Below are 21,057 nucleotides of genomic sequence, written 5' to 3' on the forward strand. Positions count from 1 at the left end.
ACGGAGCGGATCCGTCCGGGGTACCCCCAGCATTTCCTTACACGGCAGCGAAAGCCTGCTCCAGCCGCGGCAGGTAGTCGACCAGATCCTGTCCCCAGCATCCGGCCGTGTGCTTGCCCTGGCAATTCGGTCCCCAGGTCTTGCCGTTGCCGTAATCCACGGCGTAGTAGGGATGTCCGGTCTTGTCCAGCGCTGCCTTCAGGTTCTGCTGGGCGGCCTCGGTGACCGACTCGGCGAACGCCGGTTCGTCGAGCAGGACGTTGACCGGGTTGCCGTTGCCGGAGCCGGTGTAGAGCGAAACACCGACCTCGGCGAGTTTTCCGGCGTTCACGACCGGACCGCGGGCCAGCGCCGCGGACATGTCGCCCGCCTCGTTGAGCGGCCCGAACGCGGAGTCCGTCGGCACGGCCGGGCCGAACCCGCTGCCGCCGGTTCCCTCTCCGGAGCCGGACGTGCCGGACATGGCGAACCCGGCGTTGGACAACGTGCCCCGGATCGCCGTGCGGACCCAGTAGAGGTTGAAGTCGATCGCGCCGGACAGCGAAACGGCCTGCGTGAACAACTCCGGACGGTCCTCGGCGTAGTGCAGCGCACCGAATCCGCCCATCGACAGCCCGCCGACGGCCCGTCCCGATTTGGCGGCGACGGTGCGGAAGTTCGCGTCGATGAACGGGATCACCTGGTTGAGATGGAAGGTTTCCCAGTTCTGCGCCCCGGCCGCGGTGTCCTGGCGGACCCAGTCGGTGTACCAGCCGCGGAGCCCGCCGTCCGGGATCACGGTGATCATCTTCTGTCCGGCCAGCATCGCGGGGTAGGCCAGGTGCGGGTTGCCCGGATCGTCGCCGACGCCGTGCAGGAAGTAGAACACCGGGTAGCGCGTGGCGGTGTCGGCGTAATAGCTGCTCGGGACGATGACGCGGATGTGGTGCTGTCCCGCGACCGCCGGGGTCGTCACGGTGAAGACGAAGTTGGTCGCGGTGCCCTGAGCGGTCCCGACCTGGGTGAGGCCGTAGCCGTCGGTCAAGGTCGGCAGGGCTGGGGTGTCGGCGTGGGCGGCGGGACCGGTGAAGGCCAGCATCGCGGCGGCAGCGGACACCAGCGCGCGGGTAAGCAACCGTCTCATTGTCACTCTCTCGGTAGCGAGGGTCACGGGTTCTGGGTCACGTGGAAACCGGCGCCGTAGGTGCCGGGGTGCGCGGCGTCGCGGGCGCGCAGGTCGGCGAGGATGTTCGCCGAGCTGGTGTAAACGTACTGCGGGACGCCGAGGATGATCGCCTTGGTGATGCCCGCCCATGGGCCGGCGGCCTGGAAGTTGTTGCCCTGTCCGGGATATTCGGTGCCGGGGACGTGCCAGATCGCCGGGCCGCCGGAGTCGTTCGCCTGGTGCTTGGCCCAGCACTGGTAGACGCCGTTGGCGTTGTTGGTGACGCGGCCGTACCAGACGCCGAGCTGACCGGACACCACGAGCTCGTTGTTGTTGTTCAGCGCGGCGCCGAGGAGGCGTTCGTTGTTCAGCGACGGGTTGAGCGCGTTGGGGCTGGGCTGCCCGTCGGGGACTTCCAGCTCGCCGGTCTGCTTCAGGTACGGCCCCTGCGAGGAGAGCGTCACCGACGGAACCAGCTCGATGATCATGTAGTCCTTGGTCGGGTGGCCCGTCATCGAGCCTTCCCGGTTCTTGAAGTACCGGACGTAGCCGATCGGGCCGAACCCGGTGTCGTTGCGGTCGTAGACCGGTGCGATGTCCTCCGGGATGTCCCGGTCGGAGTAGTGCTGCCCGGGTCCGTCCATCAGGCAGTGCCCCGCCGAGACGGCGATCTTCCGGTCGTACTTGTCGGTCCCGACCGCCCCGATCGTGCAGAAATGATCGGGAGTGCTCAGGTTGAACAGGATCTGCATCGAGTTGAAGACCCGTTTCGCGGGTTCGGCCGAGGCGCTGGCCGCCCCGGTGACCACGAGGACGATCGCCGCGATCGCGGCGAGGAAACGTCGGGTGCGCACGCACGCTCCTTGATTCGTAGGGTTCACTGCCTGCTGCCGCAGAGAGCGGAGTCGATCACGTCGAGAGGCGAGGGGCGGATGCTCGTCTCCTCCCACGCGTTGGTCATCATCGAGGCATACCGGCCGTCGTCGGTCGCCGCGGTCCACGAGGTGTAGCCGGACGCCGCGATGCCGTTGTGGAACCAGGCCTCGCCGCCGCAGGACAGCGTGACGGCCTGCAGCCCGAGGCCCAGACCGACGTAACTCGGGACGTGCTCGGGGACCTGGACCGTCCGGCGCATCTCGGCCAGCGCGGCAGGCGAAACGACCTTGCCGGCAAGCAGTGCGCGGTAGAACGCCGACATATCCGCCAGCGTCGAGACGATCGCTCCGGCCGAGCTTTCGATCGACGGTTCGGAGACGACCGGGGCCGAGGTCGTCTCGGTCCAGAAGAAGAACGGGCCCGCCCGGACCCCGCGGTACCCGGGGAGGTACGGCGCGGGCAGCGATCGGTCGCCCGCGCGCGGGAAGCTGGTCTGAGTCAAGCCGAGCCGGTCGATGATCCGGGCGGTGATCGCGTCGCCGACGGACCTCCCGGTGACCTGCTCGATCAGCAGTCCGTTGATCAGATAGCCCAGATTGGAGTAGAGCACGCCCGTGCCGGGCGCGGACGCGGGCGGGAAGTTCCGCAGCCCGACCTGGACCAGATCGCGCAGGCCGATGCTGCCGTCCGGGTTGACCAGGCCGGCGGCTTTCCGCGCCCACGCCACCACATCCGGGGCGGGGATTCCGGCGGTGTGCTGGAGGAGCTGCCGGACGGTGATCCGGTTGCCGTCGTAGCCGTTGCCGTCGACGAGACCGGGCAGGTAGCGCTCGATCGGCGCGTCGAGCGCGACCTTGCCTTCGTCGACCAGTTGCAGGACGACCGCGGCGGTGAAGGTCTTGGTCTGGCTGGCGACGCGGAAATGCTCGTCCGGCTGAAGGGGACGCGCGGGGCCGGTGATCGTGGCGCTGCCGGTCGACAGATGCCACGACCCGGACGCGTTGCCCGCGTAGACGGCCGCGCCCGGTCCGGCGTGGGATTGGTAGCCGTTGAGGACAGCCTGGGTGTCGGCGTGGGCGTCGGCCGCGGACGCCGGTGCGGCCAGCGCCACAGCGACGGCCGCGCTCGCCAGGATCGGGACTGCCCGTCTCAGTCTGCGCACGAATTCTCTCTTTCGCTCGAAGGGTTCCGGAGCTACCGGGCCTGGTACCGCCAGACGGCCACCGCCACGACGATCAGCAGCAGCACACCCACCAGCACCAGGCAGCCGGCCCCGCCGCTGTCCGACCGGCGGCGCTCCGCCTGCCCCCTTGGCGGAACGCCGGGATGGCACCGGGCGTAGTGCCGCGCTCGCTGTTCGGCGCTCTGCGGCCTCGTGAGCCAAGGTGTCCGGTAGCCGCATTCGCCGCACCAGTACCGAAAGTCGGCGGCCATATCTCTCCGATGCCGAGGTGACCCGATGCCGATCATCGTGGGGTTCGCGCAGGTCACCGCACCAGAGCACAAGCCGGTCAGGCGTGACCGGTCGCGCGGTAAGCTCGGTTCGGGGTAAGCGGGCGCATAGTGAGGGGTCTCCGCGGTGACGAGCCGGGCCGGCGTTCTGCTGCGCGAGATGCGGCGCCAGACGGGGTTGACGCAGGAGCAGCTGGCGGAGCGTTCCGGGGTCAGCGTCAGCACCATCCGGCGGCTCGAAAACGGCAGACCCGTCGATCCGCGGATGGGCACCGTCAAACTTCTGGCCGACGCGCTGGGCACCACGGCGGCCGAGCGGCGCGCGCTGCTGGCCGAGTTCGGCGCCGCCGCCGAGCCGGCGGAAGCCGAGCCGCCGCGGATCCGGAGCGCGCTGTCCGACGCCGCGGACCAGTTCGCGCAAGTGGTCGCTTCTCGCTGGCAACGCGAGGAAGAGCAGCGCCGGGTCCACGATCCTTACCCGCTGCCGGTGCGCTGGCAGCAGGCTTCGCCGAACCTGACCGACCGCTGGGACAACATCCGCGGCGTCCGGCCGGGCGGATCCGCGGAGCCGCTGGACCTGAACGGCGAACTGGACGACATCGCGGACGTCTACCGGCGGATCCCGTCCGGACGCCTGGCGGTGCTCGGCCGGGCCGGGTCGGGAAAGACGATCCTGACACTGCGGTTCGTGCTGGGCTTTCTCCGCACGCGCACCCCCGCCGAACCGGTGCCGGCGATCTTCACCCTCAGCTCGTGGGACCCGACGGCCAGCACGCTGCGGAATTGGCTGATCGAACGCCTGCCGCAGGACTACCCCGACTGCCCCGGCCTGACCGGCCCGCTGGCCGCCGAACTGGTCGAAACCGGGTGCCTCCTCCCGGTTCTGGACGGATTCGACGAACTCGCCACCGGATTGCACGCCGCCGCGCTGGCCGCGCTCAGCGCCACGTCGCTGCCGTTCCTGCTGACCAGCCGTCCCGCCGAGTACGCGACCGCGGTCGCCGCGACGGACGTGCCGACCTCGACCGCGGGCGTGGAACTGCTCGACCTCACCCCGGCCGACGTCTCCGGCTACCTGCCCCGCACGACTTCCCGCGCCGGAGACCGATGGGACCCGGTGCTCGCCGAACTGCGCGCCTGTCCCGGCGGGCCCCTGTCGACCGCGCTGAGAACGCCGTTGATGGTGGCGCTCGCCCGAACCGTCTACAGCGCCGGCCGGGACCCGGCGGTTTTGCTGGACACCGCCCGGTTCCCGACCTCGCACGCGCTGGAAGACCACCTGCTCGCCAGCTTCGTGCCCACCGTCTACGAGCATCGGCCGCCGCACGCGGCCCGCCCGCTCCGGAGCTGGGATCCCGAACGCGCCCAGCGGTGGCTGGGCTATCTGGCCCAGCACGTCGGTCAGCTCGACGAGCACGATCTGGCGTGGTGGCAGCTGGGCGCTTCGCTGCGCCGGTCGTCGCGAATCCTCGCTGTCGTCCTGGCCTCGACACTCGCCATCGCCGTGCTGAACTGGCTCGTCTTCGTTCCGCTCGACCTCGTCGGCCGCGGCACCGCGTTCACCTTCCGCGCGGGCCTGATGGACGGGCTCCTGATCGGCCCGATGGTCGGTCTGGCGTTCGGGCTGGTCCACGGCCTGATGATCGTGTGCGGCGGCCGGGGAATCGAACCGTCGCGCGTCCAGATCCGGCTGCGCGGACGACATCGGACCGGACGGCAGTTCTTCCGCGCTTACGCCTCCCGGCTCGGCGCCGCGTTGCTGGGCGGGTTCGTGATCGGACTCGGCTACGGCCCGGTCAACACGGCTTTGCACGGCCTGCTCTTCGGATTCCCGCCGGACGGCAAGTCGCTTGCCGAGAAGATGCTCGTCCCGACGCTCGTCTACGGACTCATCTTCGGGCTCGCCGCCGGACTGGTGTTCGGGCTGATGGCCGCGCTGGAGATCCCGCTGGACGTCGGCACGGCCGCCACCCCGCTCGGTCTGCTGGCAACGAATCGCGCGACAGCTTTGCGGCAGTTGCTCATCCTGGTGCCGGCAGTCGCCCTCGCGATCGCTTTCGGCGGTTCGCTGCTGGTCGAGCTTCTCCAAGGCCCGCTGGGCCCGCTCCGGTGGCCGCTGTCGTCCGGCCTGCTGATCGGAGCTGTCGGCGGTCTGGGCGGCGGGCTCTCGTATGTCCTGGCGTTCACGGCTTGGGGACAGTGGGTGCTGCTGGCGCGCATCTGGCTGCCGTTGACCGGCCGCCTGCCTTGGGCGGTGCCAGCGTTTCTCGACGACGCGTACCGGCGCGGGGTGCTGCGGCAGGCTGGGGCGGTTTACCAGTTTCGCCATGCGCGGCTTCAGGATCATCTCGGCCGCGGGTACCGGGCGCATCGCTGATCCGGCATGCTGGCCGGCATGCGTGACGAGGGGTGGAGAGGCTTCGGCTGGCGAAGCTGGACGGATCTCGGCGAGGTGCGGGCGCGGCTGGACGAGGGCGCCGACCCGAACGTCGGCTTTCTTTACGATCCTCCGCTGCACGCCGCAGCGGAGCACGGCTCCGCTGAGGTCGTGGCCGAACTGGCGCGGCGGGTGAACGACGTGGACGCGCTGTCGTACGGGCGGACCGCGCTGTGGCGGGCAGTGGCCGCGCACCGGCCGGACAATGTCCGCGTCCTGGTCGCCGCGGGCGCGGATCCGTTGCTGGACATGATGTCGGGCTGGTCACCGGCACGGTTGAGCCTCACGAGCCCCGCCCCGGAACTGCCCGATGCGGGCCTTTCGCTGACGCAGGAGGAAATCGCGACCGTCGAGGAAAGCCGCCGGCTCATCGCCGCGCTCGGCGATCCGTACTACGAGGGGTTGGGCATCGCCTGCGTCTCGGGCATCGACGTCGCGGAAGCGGTGCGCAGGCTCGACGCCGAGGTGGTCGAAGGCGACTACGAGGAAATGCGCGACTATCCCTTCGATCCCACCGTCGTCCACACCATGTGGGCCACCGATGTGCCCGGCGGGTGCGTGCTCGCGCAGCCCTGGGGCTACTCGCCGCAGATGTCCGGCGTCACCAAGGCTTTGTCCGCGGGGACGACCTGCTACGGCATGTACGCCAACCCCAAGAGCGGCAACCAGGGCAGCATCATCCGCGACGGCGAGATCATCGGCTGGGACTTGCACCCCGGCGGCGAGCCCGACGAAGACGGCGACGTGCTGCTGGCTTCGCTCTATACGGGCCACGCACTCGCCTACTGCTTCGCGTACGCGGGGCTGCGGCCCGCTGACAACCGTTCGGTCACCGGGCCGCCCGACGTCTGGATCCGGATTCCTGACCGCGACTACCGGAACTAACCGCGAGCAGTCCGCACCCGCACCGCGCTCCCCGCGCAGCCGAGCACGGCCAGTCCGCCCAGAATGGTCTGCCAGGTCAGTTCCTCGCCGAGGAACACCGTTGCCCACAGCAGATTCAGCACCGGCTGCACCAACTGCACCTGGCTGACCTGAGTCATCGGCCCGAGTCCCAGCCCGCGGTACCACGCGAAGAAGCCCAGATACATGCTCACCACCGCCAAATAGGCGAAAGCGGCCCACTCGCCCGCTGTCGCATGTGGAGGGTGGCTCGACACCGACACGACGGTCAACGCGACCATCAACGGCGAAGCCACCACCAGCGCCCACGAAACCGTTTGCCAGGCACCCAATTCCCGCGCGAGCAGCCCGCCCTCCGCGTAGCCGACCGCGGCGGCCAGTACTGCGCCGAAGAACAGCGCGTCCGACCATTGCAGTCCACTGAAGCCACCGCCTTGCAGGACGGCGAAGCCGATCGCCGCGACGGCACCGACGGCGGCGAGGGCCCAGAAAGTCGCGGGTGGCCGTTCGCGGGTGCGGAGCACCGCTACGACCGCTGTCGCGGCGGGGAGCAGCGCGATGACGACGGCGCCGTGGCTGGCGGAGGCTGTGGTGAGCGCGTACGAGGTCAGCATCGGAAACCCGATCACCACTCCGCCGGCGACGACGGCGAGACGGAACCACTGGGTGCCGCGCGGAAGTCGTTGTCTGGTGGCGATCAGCGCGACGCTCGCGAGCACCGCGGCGACCGCTGCTCGCGCGGAGCCGATGAACATCGGCGAGAGGCCGCCGTTTTCCACCGCGACCCGGGTGAACGGCACGGTGAACGAGAAAGCCACGACACCGACCAGGCCCCACCAGAGCCCGGCCCGGGGTAGCGCCGGTGCCGCCTGGAGAGTAGCGCTATCCTTCAGTTTCATGTCCGACGATAGCAGCTCCCGGATCGCTTCGACACTGCGCGAGTGGATCGCCACCGCCCCGGCGGGAGCGAAGCTGCCCTCGTCGCGGGAGCTGGTAGCGCGTTATTCGGCCAGTCCGGTGACTGTCCAGAAAGCACTGCGCAGCCTGTCTTCCCAAGGCCTGGTGGAGAGTCTGCCGGGAGTCGGCACATTCGTCCGCGCCGCGCCCGCCACCGGGTCCGGCGACTACGGCTGGCAGACCGCGGCGCTGGGCACCCCCGGGCGCGGACCGCTCAAACAGCCCGCGTCGCTGCAGTCGGTCTCCACTGGCTCAGTAGCGCTTCATTCCGGCTATCCTGACCCGGAGCTGCTTCCGGAGCGTCTCGTCCGGAGCGCGTTCTCCCGGGCCGCGCGCACAGCCGCGCTGGTCGGACGGCCGCCGACCGCGGGCGTTCCCGAACTGCAGGCCTGGTTCGCCGCGGAACTGCGCGCGACGACCCCGGCCGGAATCGCCCCGGTGACCCCGCGGGACGTCGTGATCACCCCGGGCAGCCAGAGCGGCCTGGTCACCGCGTTCCGCGCGCTGGTCGGCCCGGGACAGCCGCTGCTGCTGGAGTCTCCGACGTACTGGGGCGCGATCCTCGCGGCGACGAAAGCGGGCGTCGCGGTGGTTCCGGTGCCGAGCGGCCCGAACGGACCGGATCCCGGCGCACTGGCCAGGACGTTCGAGCAGACCGGCGCGCGGGCCTTCTACGCGCAGCCCAGTTTCGCCAGCCCGACCGGCGCGCTGTGGCAGCCCGACCTGGCCGGCCGCGTCCTCGACACCGTCCGCCGGCACGGCGCTTTCCTGATCGAGGACGATTCCGCGCACGATTTCGGCATCACCGCGGAACCGCAGCCGCTCGCGGGCCGCGACGACGACGGCCACGTGGTCTACCTCCGCTCCCTCACCAAGAGCGTCTCCCCCGCGATCCGCGTCGCCGCGCTGATCGCCCGCGGCCCGGCGCGCGACCGGATTCTCGTCGACACACTGGCGGAATCGATGTACGTCAGCACCGTGCTGCAAACCGTCGCGCTCGACGTCGTGACCCAGCCTGCCTGGCGCACCCACCTGCGCCGGGTCCGGCAGCAGCTCAAGACCCGCCGCGACCTGCTGCTCGCCGGCCTCCGCGAACACGCGCCCGCGGTGCGGGCGGAATCCGTGCCGCAGGGCGGGCTGAACCTCTGGGCGCGCCTGCCCGGAACGGTCGACCTGGCGCGCGTGGTCCGCGATTGCGAGTCCGCCGGAGTCGTCATCGGCCCTGGCGACGAATGGTTCCCCGCCGAGCCGACCGGACGGTTCATCCGGCTCAACTACGCCGGACCGAACCCGGACGCGTTCGCCGACGCCGCCCGGGTGATCCAGGAGGCGGTCCTGGCGAACGCCTAATCAAGGTTTCTCAGCAGCGCGGGTGGACTCAGCGGCTCCGAGGCCGTCTCTGCTCCGATTGGCCCGGCGCGCGATGCCGACAGCGGCCCGTTTCGTCAGGCCACTAGCCGTTTTCCGCGCGCAGGGCCGCTTTCTGCACCTTCCCGGACGGCGTCAGCGGCAGGCTGTCCCGCACCACGATCTGCCGAGGAACCTTGTAATCAGCCACCTGCGCCGCGCAGAACTCCCTCAGCTCCGCCTCGGTGACCGCCGAACCCGGCGCCGGGACCACGTAATACCGGCCGATCTCCCCCAGCACCGGATCGGGCACGCCGACCCCGGCCGCCAGCAGCACCCCGGGATGCGCGGCGAGGACGTTCTCCACCTCGACCGGATAAATGTTGAATCCGCCTTGGACGAACATGTCCTTGGCGCGGCCGTGCAGCGTCAGGTAGCCGTCCTCGTCCGCGCGGGCCATGTCGCCGGTGTGCAGCCAGCCGTCCGCGTCGAGCGCCGCGGCGGTTTCGGCCGGCAGATTGTGATAACCAGCCATGATCGACGGAGTCCGGAACAGCAGTTCGCCGGTTTCGCCTGCTGGCAGCGCTTCTCCGGACGGAGACGCGATTTTCGCTTCCACCCCGGGGAAAGGGACGCCGATCGAGCGTTCAGTCGCTTCTGTACTGGCATTCCACGGCGTCATCACGACAGCACCGGATACCTCGCTCAGCCCGTACAGATTCATCACTGTCGCCTTCGGGAACGCGGCCGTAAGGCGTTGCAGCAAAGCAGGTTCCGCGTTCGCGCCACCGGTGACGACTACGCGGATCGCGGAAGTGTCGATACCGGCGAAACGCTCGTGGTTCAGCAGCAGCGTATGCATCGTCGGCACGCCGACCCACATCGTCAGACCGGCCGTCCGGAACAGGTCAGCGGCGGCACCGGCGTCGAAGGACGGCAACAGCACCGTCCGGCTGCGCGCGACCAACGCGGACAGGACGCAGCAGGTGATGCCGCTGACGTGGTTCAGCGGAACGGCCACCGGCAGCACGTCGTCGGCGCTCAACTGCAGGTGATCGGCTTCCGCGGCGGCGGACGCCAGCTGGCCGCGATGAGTCAGCGTCGCGCCTTTGGGACGGCCGGTGGTGCCGGAGGTGTAAATGATCATCACCGGGTCGTCCTTCTCGACCGCCGCCGCAGCCGCGGCCAACGCCTCGGTGTCCGGCTCCGCTGTGCCCACTTCGGCGAAAGTCGCCACGGAAACGCCCGGCAGCGCGAGGTTTCCCAGCAGGGCAAGGAAATCGACGTCGCCCGCCGAAGGTTCGGTGACCACGAGACGCGCGCCGGAATCGCCGAGGATGTGCGCGAATTCGGTTTCCCGGTACCGGGGACTCAATCCGACGACCGCCGCGCCGATCTTCGCGGCCGCGAAGTACACCGCCAGCCACTCCGGCGTCGTGCGCCCGTTGACCGCGATCCGGTCGCCGCGCCGCACGCCCCGCCGCAGGAAATCGGCGGCGATCCGGTCCGACCAGGCGTCCATCTCGGCGAACCGGAGATCCCGGGAACCGGCCGTCCAGCCGACGGCGTCCGCCGGGGCGGTGCGGAGCAGGTCGTGAATACGCGTCATCGCTCGTCCTCACTGGGTCAGGTGGACGGCGAGGAAGCCGAGCTGATCCGCGACGACCTTTCCGGCCACAGGCCGGATGGTAGACCGTGAAACGCTCCGGGTCGCGGGCGGGAAATCCGGTGACCGCCCGGGACGGCCACCGGATTTCCCGCGATGCTCAAGACAGGTGATGCACCTCCTGCAGCCCGTACACCGGCGTCTCAAGGCCCTCGAAGCGCGCCTTGAGCTGCAAAGCGAGATACAGCGAGTAGTGCCGCGACTGGTGCAGATTCCCGCCGTGGAACCACAATCCCTCCTGCTGGGTGGGCTTCCACATGTTGCGCTGCTCGCCCTCCCACGGACCGGGGTCCTTCGTCGTCTCCGAGCCGAGGCCCCAGCATTTGCCGACCTTGTCCGCGGTCTCCTGGCCGACCAGGTCGGCGACCCAGCCGTTCATCGAGCCGTAGCCGGTCGCGTAGACGACCACGTCGGCTTCCAGTTCGGCGCCGTCCGAAAGCACCACCGAGTTCGCGGTCAGGTGGTCGACCTGGCCGTGCGCGAGCTTGATGCTGCCGTTCGCGACGAGTTCCGACGCGCCCACGTCGATGTAGTAGCCGGAACCGCGGCGCAGGTACTTCAGGAACAGGCCGGAACCGTCGTCGCCCCAGTCGTGCTCGAAGCCCGCCGCTTCGAGCCGGGCGTAGAAGTCCGCGTCGCGTTCGCGGATCGCTTGGTACACCGGGATCTGGAACTCCGGCATGATCCGGTACGGGATCGACGCGAAGATCAGGTCGGCCTTCTCGGTGGTGACGCCCGCGGCGAGCGCGCGCTCCGAGTACAGGTCGCCGAGGCCGAGGTCCATCAGCGAATCCGACTTCACGATGTGCGTGGACGAGCGCTGCACCATCGTCACGTCCGCGCCGTGCTCCCACAGCGCCGCGCAGATGTCGTGCGCCGAGTTGTTCGACCCGACGACGACCGCCTTCTTGCCCGCGTACGCGTCCGGGCCGGGGTGCTGCGACGAGTGGTGCTGGTCGCCCTCGAACTCGTCCATGCCGGGGAACGACGGCAGATTCGGCTTTCCGGACATCCCGGTCGCGAACACGACGTGCCGCGGCGTGAGGATTACCTGCTCGCCGTCGCGGTCCACCGTGACGTGCCACTGCTTCGCGTCGTCGTCCCACACCGCCGAGGTGACCGCCGACCGCGTCCAGTACGGCACCTCCATCAGCCGCGTGTACATCTCGAGCCAGTCGGCGATCTTGTCCTTCGGCGCGAACACCGGCCAGTTCTCCGGGAACGGCAGGTAAGGCAGGTGGTCGTACCAGACCGGGTCGTGCAGGCAGAGGTTCTTGTACCGCTTGCGCCACGAATCGCCTGGCCGGTCGTTGCGCTCCACCACCAGCGACGGCACGCCGAGCTGGCGCAGCCGGGCGCCGAGCGCGATCCCGCCCTGCCCGCCGCCGATCACGACGACGTAGGGCTGCCGGCCGTAGCCGAGCGTCTCCTGCTCCTCGGCCCGTTTCTCCGCCCACGACCGGCGGCCGCGGACCACGCCGTGCTCGACGCCCTTGGGCCGCCGTTCCCGCTGCGACTCCTCGAAGCCCTTCAGCTCGCGCAGGCTGGTGAGCAGCGTCCACGCGCCTTCGTCCTTCAGCCGCAGATGCCCTTTCGCGCGTCCGGCGGCGGTCTCGAACTCGATCCACGCCTCGGTGACGCCGTCGGCCTCGGTGGCCGGTTCACTGGTGCGGAAGCCGCTCGGATCGGTCGTCTCCAGGCAGCCGCCGAGCAGACCCGCGACCCCGTCCCGGCCCTCGACGGTCTTGAGGTTCCAGGTGAACGAAACCAAGTCGCGCCAATAGGAATCGACGGCGAACAACGCCGAGGCAGCCTCGATGTCGCGGGCGGCCAGCGCGGCCTCGAACCGGGCCAGCCAGTCCTCGACCCGGGCCTGCGGCGTACTCGCCTCCGCGATCCGGTCGACTGTCTGTGTCATCGCTACTCCTCGGACGTCGCTGTCGTGGGTGTAGCGCCGATCACACTCCCCGGCGCAGGCGCCCGGCAAGGGTTGCAGCGAGTTGCACGCGCCTGGAGCGTGGAAACATCGGTGCAGGTCACCTATGCTGGGCGGCTGACGCGACGGTGCGGGAGGTGACTGTGGTGGTGCACAGTGCGGTGCCTCCGGGCCGCAACCTGCCCACCCACGCACGCGACCTGGTCCGCATGCACGAGGCGGTCATCGGCGGCAGCCGTCCCGCGGTGCCGCCGCGTCCGCTGGTCTCGCGTTCCTGGTCCCGCGTGCTGAGCCTCGGCCTCACCGCCGACGGGATGAACGCCCGCGATTCGGTGCCCGGCGACGAGGTCGAACGCCGCAGGCACGGCTCCCCGCTGCGGCACGTCATCGAAGACCTCCGCCAGGTCGTCGGCGCGACCTCCGATTCCGCGCACATGCTGCTGGTAGTCACCGACGCCGACGGCATCATCCTGTGGCGCGAAGGCTCGTCCGCCGTCCGGCGCAAGGCGGACACGCTGGGCTTCGTCGAAGGCTCCGAATGGACCGAATCCCGCGTCGGCACGAACGCGATCGGCACCGCGCTCGCCGAAGCCGCCCCGATCGAACTGCTCGCCGGCGAACACTTCGAACAGAACCAGCACCCGTGGTACTGCACCGCCTCGCCGATCCACGACCCGCGCACCGGCGAACTCCTCGGCGTCATCGACGTCAGCGGCCCCGCGCTCACCCTGCACCCCGCCATCGGCGCCCTGGTCGAAACCGGCAAGCGCCTTGCCGAATCCGAACTGTGGCGCACCCACCGCCAGCGCCTCGAACGACTGCGCCAAATGGCTGAACCTGTCCTCGCCTCCGGCCCCGCCCTGGTCGTGGACGAGGACGGCTGGGTCGCGCACAGCGTGGGCGTCTCCGCGGGCGAACGCATCGCCGCCCCCCAAGCAGGCCAGGTAGTCGCCGTCCCCGGCCTGGGAGCCTGCCTCCCCGAACCCATCGCCGACGGCTGGCTCGTCCGCCCCGCCGACACCGCCCGCACCGTCCGGCTCGACCTGGACCTCACGCCCGCTCCCCTGCTGAGCCTCCGAGCAGGCGACACCGGCTGGCGCCGCCCGATCACCAGACGACACGCGGAAATCCTGGTCCGCCTGGAAAAGGCCGGCCGCGACGGACTGTCCGCGGTCGCGCTGAGCCACGCCCTCTACGGAGACGCCGAACACCTCGTGACCGTCCGCGCCGAGGTGTCCCGCCTGCGCCGCCTCCTGGGAGCCATCGTCGACACCCGCCCCTACCGCCTGGCCGAAGGCGTGCGCATGACTGTCCACGCAGGACAGTGACCAGCGAAGTCCGGTAAACCGGGCCCCCCGTGCGGCGTCGCCGAGGCGTCCGCTAATGTTTACGACACGTTGCACAGCAGCAAGCGCGATTAGCTCAGCGGGAGAGCGCTTCCCTGACACGGAAGAGGTCACTGGTTCAATCCCAGTATCGCGCACTCCAGTCCACCCCAGGCTGGTGCGTTGCACAACGGGCGATTAGCTCAGGGGGAGAGCGCTTCGTTCACACCGAAGAGGTCACTGGTTCGATCCCAGTATCGCCCACGCTCGGATCTCGAGGCGAGGTATGCCCGCACAATGCGCGGGCCTTCCTCGCCTCGCGGTGTTTTCTGGGGGTGCAACCCCCAGGCCCCGCCCGGAGGGGCCTTCGCCCCCCGGACCCCCCACAGTGCGTGGTTCCGTCGGTCTTGTCGGTGCCGGTAGTGCGTGGTCTTGTCGGTGCCGGGTTTGGGGTGCTGGGGTCAGGGGTTGCGGGGGTTTGTTTTGGTTGCGGCGGTGTGGCGGGTTTTCTTCGTGCGGGCGTGGCCGGCTAGCAGGGCGAGGGTCTGAGGCGACGCGGAGAAATCGGCTAGGCGTCGCTGCATCCAGTCGCTCGCGGCGGACAGGGCGGCGGCGTCCGGGGGCTGGCCGTTTTCGGTGTCCAGCCACAGTTGCCAGTCTCGTATTCGTTGGCGGACGAAGTCGCGGTCGGTTGACGCTGCTAGGCGGTCTGCTTCGGTGACGATGTCTGCCGCCTGCTGCTGGAATTTGGCCGGGTCTGCGGTTTTTTCTGCGATGTGGTCGAGCAGGTTCACCATTGCGGTCTTGGCTGTCAGCGGTTCCGGGTCCCGTGCCAGCACTGCGGCCAGCTCTCGAGGGTCGGTGCTGTCCGCCGCGATGACCCGGCGGTAGGCGGCGGAACGGACGTGCTCGTCCGCGATCGCGGCGTCGACTTCCACGTCGGTCAACTCGGCGGCCGCGAACAAGGCGGTCAGGTCGGCTCGCAGTGTCGTCACTTCGTACATCCTTTGGCCGGGCGCGCTGCTCGGCGACCTGGTCAGCGATCCGGCCGGGCCGTCCGGACGGTTTCCCCGGCCCGCCGCGGCAAAACCGAAACTCCATGTTGCGCAGGGCGAGCGGCGACCCTGGACCGCAGGCAGCCGAGACGGGAGGCGGGGCCAGTGGTCCGTGAAGGGCTCCTTCACGGACCGCTGCTGCCAATGCCCGGGACTTACAATAAGCCGCGTGGCCGCAGTCTCGCCGACCGTCCACACGAGGCGCCACCGCCACCGAAATGCCTGATTCATCCCCTCCTGACGGTGCCTTGACCGCACATCCCGCGTACCAGGCCAGCGGCACCTTCGGCCTGAGCGGACACGGCTCGAACGCACCCGCAACACCGCCCCGAGTCCCCGGCCTTGAAATCCAAGTCCGCACAGGAGTCCTTCACGGACCTCAAGCATCAGTCAGCTGGCCATCAATCAGGCATTTCGGCACCGCTGACGTCTCTTGTGGACGGTCGCCGGCGGCATCGGCGTGGCGCAAGCCCCTGGCATTGCCGGCATGGGGTGGGGCGGACGTTTCCGTTCCGGCCTCGGTTGAGCCGGGTGTTTCTGGCTGGTCAGAAGCTCCAGGGGTCGGGGTGCGGGGTTCTGGTGGGGTCCGCCGACCAGATGAGGCGGGTTTCCACGTCGGGAGCGGCCAGGGTCCGCAGGCGGTCGGCCGCCCATTCGTTCCAGTAGAGCTTGGTCGACTGCGGAACCCGGAAAACCGGGAGGCCGGAGGGCACCGCGTCGGGGCGGAACACCGATTTCCGGATCACCCCGTCCCATTCCGGCTCGGACGACTCGCCGAGATCCAGGCAGTCGACGACCTGCTCGACGAGAAAGAGGAACCACTCGTCGCTTTCCTTGCCGTCGACAATGAGCGGCAGCAAGCTTCCGGAAGCCTCGAAATCGGCGCGGAACTCGTCGGCGACGCCGCGGCCGACGATCGGGGCCTCGTCCGCGCCCGGCGAGAACTCGACCGGCCGCCAGCCCGGGTCGCCGACCCACTCCGCGACGATCCCGCGCGGATAATCGTCCGGAGAGCCCGACAGCATCCAGCGGACGACCTTCGTCAGTTCGCCCCCGATGGTCAGCGCGCGATACTCCCCGCGGGCTTCGCTCACGCTCGGCAGCAGGCGGCACACCGCCCGGCCACGTGGGATGTCGGCCATCACGCCGTCCAGTATGCCCCAGGCCCCGGCGCTCCGCTGGAAAGCTCGCCCAGCACCGATTTCCCGATGCCGCGCAACTCGTTCCGCAGCAGCCCGCCGATCGCGGTCTGGCTGAGGCCGCGCGCCTGGCCCTGTGCGACGACGCCCTGCAGCCGGTTGTAGACCTTCTCGTGGAACCCGCCGCGGTGCGTGTAGTTGTGCGGCGTCGGATGCCCCAGCGGAATGCCGTTCGCCGGGTCGTTGATGTCGACCTTGTGCGCGTCCAGCAGATCCCGGCTCTTCGCGCCCCACGCCCACTGGTTCTTGGTCCCGCCCGACGGGACGATGTGCGCCGCCGCCTCCCCCGGCGCGGGCGCGCGCCCCTCGGCCGCCATGTTGTTGCGCAGGATCGCGGCGTTCTGCTTGCACGTCAGCAATCCGAGATAGTCCAGCCACGCCATCGGGTTGATCGCGTACGAACGCTGGTTCGGACCGCCGGCGAGGCCGAGCGGGTCGGCGCTGGTGTACTCCGCGGTGGCCGGGTCGTAATGCCGGAAGTAGTTGTAGTGCCAGCCGGTTTCGGGATCGAAGTACTGCCCGGGGAACCGCAGCGGCGTGTCCGTGGTCGAGTCCGGGGCCCGGCTGGTGACGCCCCACACGGTGCGCCGCGCGTGCCACGCGACGGCGCCGCTCTCGTCGACCAGTTCGGTGGGAGTGCCGAGCAAATCGGTGACGATCGCGAAAAACCGTTCGTCCACCACATGTTGCGGAGCGTCCGCCGCCGTCCGGCGTTCGACCTGGCTCACCGGACGCACCCCGTCGCGGTCCCAGGTCGTGGTCGTCACGTCCGGACGGTCGACGGCACGAGTGCTCTGTTCGACGAGATGCACGCCGTCCCAGGCGAAAACGGTTTCTTCGGCCACGCTCACGCCGTCCGGGCCGAGCCGTTCCTTGGCGATCCGCCGCCCGAGCGGGTCGTGCCGGTAGCGCCACCTGGTCCCGTCCGGGGTCGTCACGCCGGTCAGCCGGTCGTCGGAATCCCAGGTGTAGCTCCACACCCGCCGCTGCCCGGACAGCGTGCGGCTGGAACGTTCGACGATCCGGCCCTGCGCGTCGTGCCGGTAATGCACGGCGCCGCCGCGGCGAAGGACGACGCCCGCGTATTCGCGACCGCCCTGCGGGGCAGGGTCCTGATCCGGCCACTCGGCGCTGCTGACATCGCCGAATTCGTTGTAGGCGTAGCGTTCCGTCCATCCGGCCCCGCGCACCGCGGTGACGCGTCCCCAACGGTCCAGGTCGTACTGCCGGGTGCCGGCGAGCTGGTCCTGAATACTGGTGACGACGCTGTCCGCGCGGTAGTGGTAGGCGCGCCGCTGACGCGACCGGGCGGAGGCGTCGGTCACCTGCTGCCCGACGAGGCGATGGTTCGCATCCCAGCTCTGGTTCACCATCGCGCCGCCGCCGAGCTGACGGCGGACCTCGCGACCGGCCGCGTCGTAGCTGAGCCGGACCGTGTGGCCGTCGGTGCGGACCACCACCGGCTGGTCGTTCCCGTTGTACTCGCAGCCAGTCCGCACCCCGGCCGGGGTCACGCGCAGGATCCGCCTGCCGAGCAGGTCGTACACCGATTCGACGGCCCGGCCGTTGCAGCTTTCCCTGAGCACCCGGCCGAGCGCGTCCCGCTCGAGGACCAGTTCGGCATCCGGCCCGGCCGCCCGGATCAGCTGATCGGCCGCGTCGAACTCATACGTCGTGACTCGGCCGCCGACGCTCTTCTCGATGACGTTCCCCCGCGCGTCGTGGCGGAACGTCATGACTTCGCCCGCTCCGTTCGTCCGCGCGATCAGCTGGCGGGCCGGATCGTACGCATAGGACGACGTCCGCCCGCCGAAGTCGGTCTCCGAAACCAGGTTGCCCGCCGCGTCGTAGTCGTACCGCCACACCCGGCCGCCGGCGCCGGTGACCGACCGCAGGCGCAGTTCGGTGTCGTACGCGAATTCCAGCCGGGACCCGTCGACGTCGATCTTCGCGGACGGCGAGTCGAAAAAGGTGTACTCGGTGCGGATGGTCTGGCCGAGCGCGTCGACGTAAGCGATCTCGTTGCCCTCGCCGTCGTACCGCCAGTGTTCGGTGGTCCCGTCCGGCTGCGTGCACGACAGCAGTTTGCCTTCGACCGTCCAGGAGAACCGGGTGATCCCGCCGAGCGGATCGGTGACCGTGCTGATCCGGCCGAACACGTCCCGGGTGTAGCGGGTGGTCGCACCGAGAAAATCCGTGACCGCGACCGGTTGGCCCGCCGCGTCGGATTCGACGCGGCGGGTCTGGCCGAGCGCGTCGGTCAGCCCGGCCGGATGCCCGCGGCTGTCGAGGTGGTACCGGGTGAGCGCTCCCGCGGGATCGGTGACGGCGGCGAGATTGCCGCGTTCGTCGTACTCGTTGCGCCACACCGCCCCGTCCGGCCCGGTCAGCACGACCGGCTGGCCGTCGCTGTCGTACTCGGCGGTCGTGGTCCGGCCGTCCGGGTCGGTGACGGCGATCAGCCTGCCGTCCTCGTCGTAGCGGAACCGCGTCGTCTGCCCGAGCGGATCGGTGCGCGACAGCAGCCGGTCGTACCGGTCCCGCTCGGTGACGACGGTGTGGCCCAAGGGATCGACCGCGCGGACGAGCTGCCACGCGTCGTTGAAGTGGTAGGTGGTGACCTGTCCCAGCGAATCGGTGTAGGTCGTCGTCCGGGACGCCGAGTCGTAGCCGATGGAACAGGCCAGCGCGCCGCCGGTGCCGTCGGTGCGGACGCAGCGGCCGAGTTCGTCGAAAACGTAGGCGTACCAACGGTCGTTGCGGTCGGTCCACTTGACCACCCGCCCGTGGCTGTCGTACTCGAACCGGACCGGAAGGCCGGAGGAGTTGAGGATCTCGGCCAGCCGGCCCGCGTCGTCGTAGCGGTAGCGCACCAGGTCGATCCCGGCCCCGGCGTCCGGGCCGAGCAGGCGAAGCCCGGTCACCAGCCCGTTGCCGCTGTCCACCGCGATCCGGTACCCGCCCGAATGCCGCAGCAGAGTCGGGACGCCGTTCTCGTCGCGGTCGACGTCGATCCGGTCGCCGTTGCGGTCGGCGATCGACGCGAGCGGCAGCACGGTGATCGCGCCGGCCTGGTGCGAGGGCGAGAAACTCAGCGTGCGGCGGAGTTCCGGGCAGGTGATCGCGTAGCCGCCGTCCGGCGTGCGCGCCAGCGGCCACCGCGCGCCTTCCTCCGGCAGCACCGGCGAACCGTCCTCGGGCGGGACCGGGTACGCCAGCAGCACGCCGTCCGGGGCGGCGTACCAGATCCGCGTGCCGTCCGACTCGAGCCGCTCGTCCAGCGTCGAGGCCCAGGACGGACCGAAGAACCGGCCGGCGCGGTAGGAGGACAGGTGCGCCCTGGTCACCACGAGCGGCAGCGCGCCGGGCAGTTCGACGTCGGTCTGCACCATCAGCATGTCGCCGGTGGCCAGGTCGATCGGGTCGCCGCCCTCGCATTTCCCGTCGTTGGAGCGGCCGTCCTTGCGCGGCTCGCCGTTCTCGTGCACCGAGCCTTCGCCGTCCGGGTTGCCGGGGCGCGCCTCGCTCGGCGAGGTGTGCCCGTCCGGCGCGGCAGCGGGATCGTCGGCGTGCGCGGCCTGCGTTCCGTCGGCGCCGGGTTCCTTGCCGTGCGGGGAGGTGTGCGGATCCTCGGCCGACGACACATGGGTCGCGTCGCCGGCTTCGCCCCGTCCGCCGTGGAGTTCGGCCAGCACCTTCTTGATCGACGCGAAGATCTCTTCGAGCTTCGACATCAGCGGCCGCAGCTTCTCGACCGAGTTGATCAGCTTCTTGATCAGCGCGCCGATCTTCTCCAGCCACGCCGACACCTGCTCGACCACCTGCGCCACCACGACCGGCGTGCCGAGCCCGAGCGAGCACACCTCCTCCAGCGCGTCCTGGATGAAGTCGCCGACCGCCTGGGTGATCATGTCGCGGACCAGGCAGCGCACCGCGGCGGTGATCACGCCGACGACCTCCACCACCGTGCTGATCGTGTTCGCGCACGTCGCGGCGGCGTTGATGTGGTCGATCTTCTTCCCGATATTGGCCCGGTACGCGTCGGCCGCCGCGCCCTTCCAGTTCGCGGTGTCCTTCTGCACGGTCGCGGCGAGGTCCTTCGCCGCCTGCTGCGTGGCCTGGCCGACGTTCTTCCACGTCTGCGAGTACGCCGAGATCTGGTCGCCGTCGCCGGCCAGCTGGTTCAGCGCGTCCTGCAACGGTTTGACGTGCTCGATCAGCCAGTTCAGCCCGTAGGAGATCAGCGTGCCGACCGGGTTCATCGCGATGGTCAGCATGTCCAGTCCGGTGCCGAGGGCGGCGATCCCGCCTTCGATCCACGAACCGGACTGCACCCCGTCGTACACGCCCGCGGCGTCGTCGAGGACGTTGATCCCGCTGTGCCAGGTGGTCGAGTCCTGCCGCTGCGCCACCAACGGGTTGCTCACGAGAGCTTCTTCCCGAGGCCGTTGATGGTCTGCGTGTGGTTCTGCTCAGCGGTCTGATACGTCGTCACGGCCTGGTTCACCGTGTGCGCCACCTGGCCCATCGCTTGCTGCGCCAACGCCAGCGTCGCCAGCCCCGGCGCGCTCACCGCGAGCACGATCGGCACGAACAACGGCCCGGTGATCAGGCCGTACGCCTGCACCCCCACCGTCACCTGCTCCGCCGCCGCCAACGCCTGCCCCAGCGTTTTGCCGACCTGCTCCACCGCTTGCGCGTGCTTGGCGAGATCGTCCGGATGGACCTCGTAGCCGCCGGAACCGTCACCTGCCATCGGA

The 21,057-nt window shown here is 69.9% G+C and carries 15 protein-coding genes and 2 tRNA genes; 6 read left to right on the forward strand and 11 right to left on the reverse strand.

Features of this window, described 5'->3' with window-relative positions; genetic code table 11:
- Nucleotides 1-37: 37 nt before the first annotated feature.
- From L3Q65_RS23255 to L3Q65_RS23270, 4 genes are read right to left on the reverse strand one after another with little or no spacing between them, the layout of a single operon-like run.
- Nucleotides 38-1,123, reverse strand: a complete 1,086-nt coding sequence (locus tag L3Q65_RS23255) for an alpha/beta hydrolase family protein (protein ID WP_237600796.1) — start codon at nt 1,121-1,123, stop codon at nt 38-40.
- A gap of 23 nt (nt 1,124-1,146) precedes the next feature.
- Nucleotides 1,147-1,998 carry a hypothetical protein gene (locus L3Q65_RS23260; protein ID WP_182893979.1) on the reverse strand — a complete coding sequence of 284 codons (852 nt, stop codon included), beginning with the start codon at nt 1,996-1,998 and terminating at the stop codon, nt 1,147-1,149.
- A gap of 23 nt (nt 1,999-2,021) precedes the next feature.
- Nucleotides 2,022-3,182, reverse strand: a complete 1,161-nt coding sequence (locus L3Q65_RS23265) for a serine hydrolase (RefSeq protein WP_182893978.1) — start codon at nt 3,180-3,182, stop codon at nt 2,022-2,024.
- A 32-nt stretch (nt 3,183-3,214) separates the two neighbouring features.
- On the reverse strand, nt 3,215-3,454 hold the full coding sequence (locus tag L3Q65_RS23270; protein WP_237600797.1) for a hypothetical protein: 240 nt from the start codon (nt 3,452-3,454) through the stop codon (nt 3,215-3,217).
- Nucleotides 3,455-3,599: 145 nt separating this feature from the next.
- Between L3Q65_RS23270 and L3Q65_RS23275 the strand changes: the two genes are divergently transcribed.
- Both L3Q65_RS23275 and L3Q65_RS23280 read left to right on the forward strand, forming a co-directional pair.
- Nucleotides 3,600-5,849 (forward strand): helix-turn-helix domain-containing protein, encoded by a 2,250-nt coding sequence (locus L3Q65_RS23275; protein WP_237600798.1) that lies wholly within the window; start codon nt 3,600-3,602, stop codon nt 5,847-5,849.
- 18 nt (nt 5,850-5,867) lie between these two features.
- A complete protein-coding gene (locus L3Q65_RS23280; RefSeq protein ID WP_237600799.1) occupies nt 5,868-6,794 on the forward strand; it encodes an ankyrin repeat domain-containing protein in 927 nt (308 codons plus the stop codon).
- Here the strand turns inward: L3Q65_RS23280 and L3Q65_RS23285 are convergent.
- Complete coding sequence (locus L3Q65_RS23285; RefSeq protein WP_182893974.1) at nt 6,791-7,711, reverse strand: DMT family transporter; 921 nt, start codon at nt 7,709-7,711, stop codon at nt 6,791-6,793. The two genes, L3Q65_RS23280 and L3Q65_RS23285, sit on opposite strands and share 4 nt — an antisense overlap.
- On the opposite strand from L3Q65_RS23285, the gene L3Q65_RS23290 reads away from it, so the two are divergent.
- Nucleotides 7,710-9,119, forward strand: a complete 1,410-nt coding sequence (locus tag L3Q65_RS23290; protein WP_182893973.1) for a PLP-dependent aminotransferase family protein — start codon at nt 7,710-7,712, stop codon at nt 9,117-9,119. The two genes, L3Q65_RS23285 and L3Q65_RS23290, sit on opposite strands and share 2 nt — an antisense overlap.
- 103 nt (nt 9,120-9,222) lie before the next feature.
- Here the strand turns inward: L3Q65_RS23290 and L3Q65_RS23295 are convergent, their stop codons facing one another.
- The gene (locus L3Q65_RS23295; RefSeq protein WP_237600800.1) at nt 9,223-10,725 is read right to left on the reverse strand and encodes a class I adenylate-forming enzyme family protein; all 1,503 of its coding nucleotides are present in this window, start codon (nt 10,723-10,725) and stop codon (nt 9,223-9,225) included.
- 157 nt (nt 10,726-10,882) lie between these two features.
- Nucleotides 10,883-12,700 (reverse strand): NAD(P)/FAD-dependent oxidoreductase, encoded by a 1,818-nt coding sequence (locus L3Q65_RS23300; protein ID WP_237600801.1) that lies wholly within the window; start codon nt 12,698-12,700, stop codon nt 10,883-10,885.
- Nucleotides 12,701-12,861: 161 nt separating this feature from the next.
- Here L3Q65_RS23300 and L3Q65_RS23305 point away from each other — a divergent pair, with 161 nt between their 5' ends.
- The 3 genes from L3Q65_RS23305 to L3Q65_RS23315 all read left to right on the forward strand — a co-directional run bounded on the left by L3Q65_RS23305 (nt 12,862) and on the right by L3Q65_RS23315 (nt 14,307).
- Nucleotides 12,862-14,046: a GAF domain-containing protein gene (locus L3Q65_RS23305; protein WP_182894326.1), complete on the forward strand. Its 1,185-nt coding sequence runs from the start codon at nt 12,862-12,864 to the stop codon at nt 14,044-14,046.
- Nucleotides 14,047-14,129: 83 nt separating this feature from the next.
- Nucleotides 14,130-14,201: transfer RNA gene (locus L3Q65_RS23310), tRNA-Val, on the forward strand.
- Nucleotides 14,202-14,235: 34 nt separating this feature from the next.
- Nucleotides 14,236-14,307: transfer RNA gene (locus tag L3Q65_RS23315), tRNA-Val, on the forward strand.
- A 197-nt stretch (nt 14,308-14,504) separates the two neighbouring features.
- Here the strand turns inward: L3Q65_RS23315 and L3Q65_RS23320 are convergent.
- From L3Q65_RS23320 to L3Q65_RS23335, 4 genes are all read right to left on the reverse strand, one after another.
- Nucleotides 14,505-15,047, reverse strand: a complete 543-nt coding sequence (locus L3Q65_RS23320) for a hypothetical protein (protein WP_182894325.1) — start codon at nt 15,045-15,047, stop codon at nt 14,505-14,507.
- 596 nt (nt 15,048-15,643) lie between these two features.
- Nucleotides 15,644-16,243 (reverse strand): hypothetical protein, encoded by a 600-nt coding sequence (locus L3Q65_RS23325; RefSeq protein ID WP_220507987.1) that lies wholly within the window; start codon nt 16,241-16,243, stop codon nt 15,644-15,646.
- The gene (locus L3Q65_RS23330) at nt 16,240-20,724 is read right to left on the reverse strand and encodes a DUF6531 domain-containing protein (protein ID WP_182893970.1); all 4,485 of its coding nucleotides are present in this window, start codon (nt 20,722-20,724) and stop codon (nt 16,240-16,242) included. The genes L3Q65_RS23325 and L3Q65_RS23330 overlap by 4 nt, the downstream gene beginning before the upstream one ends.
- Nucleotides 20,721-21,053, reverse strand: a complete 333-nt coding sequence (locus L3Q65_RS23335) for a hypothetical protein (protein ID WP_037814125.1) — start codon at nt 21,051-21,053, stop codon at nt 20,721-20,723. The genes L3Q65_RS23330 and L3Q65_RS23335 overlap by 4 nt, the downstream gene beginning before the upstream one ends.
- Nucleotides 21,054-21,057 lie beyond the last annotated feature (4 nt).

Source organism: Amycolatopsis sp. FU40 (assembly GCF_021903635.1).
GTDB lineage: Bacteria > Actinomycetota > Actinomycetes > Mycobacteriales > Pseudonocardiaceae > Amycolatopsis > Amycolatopsis dendrobii.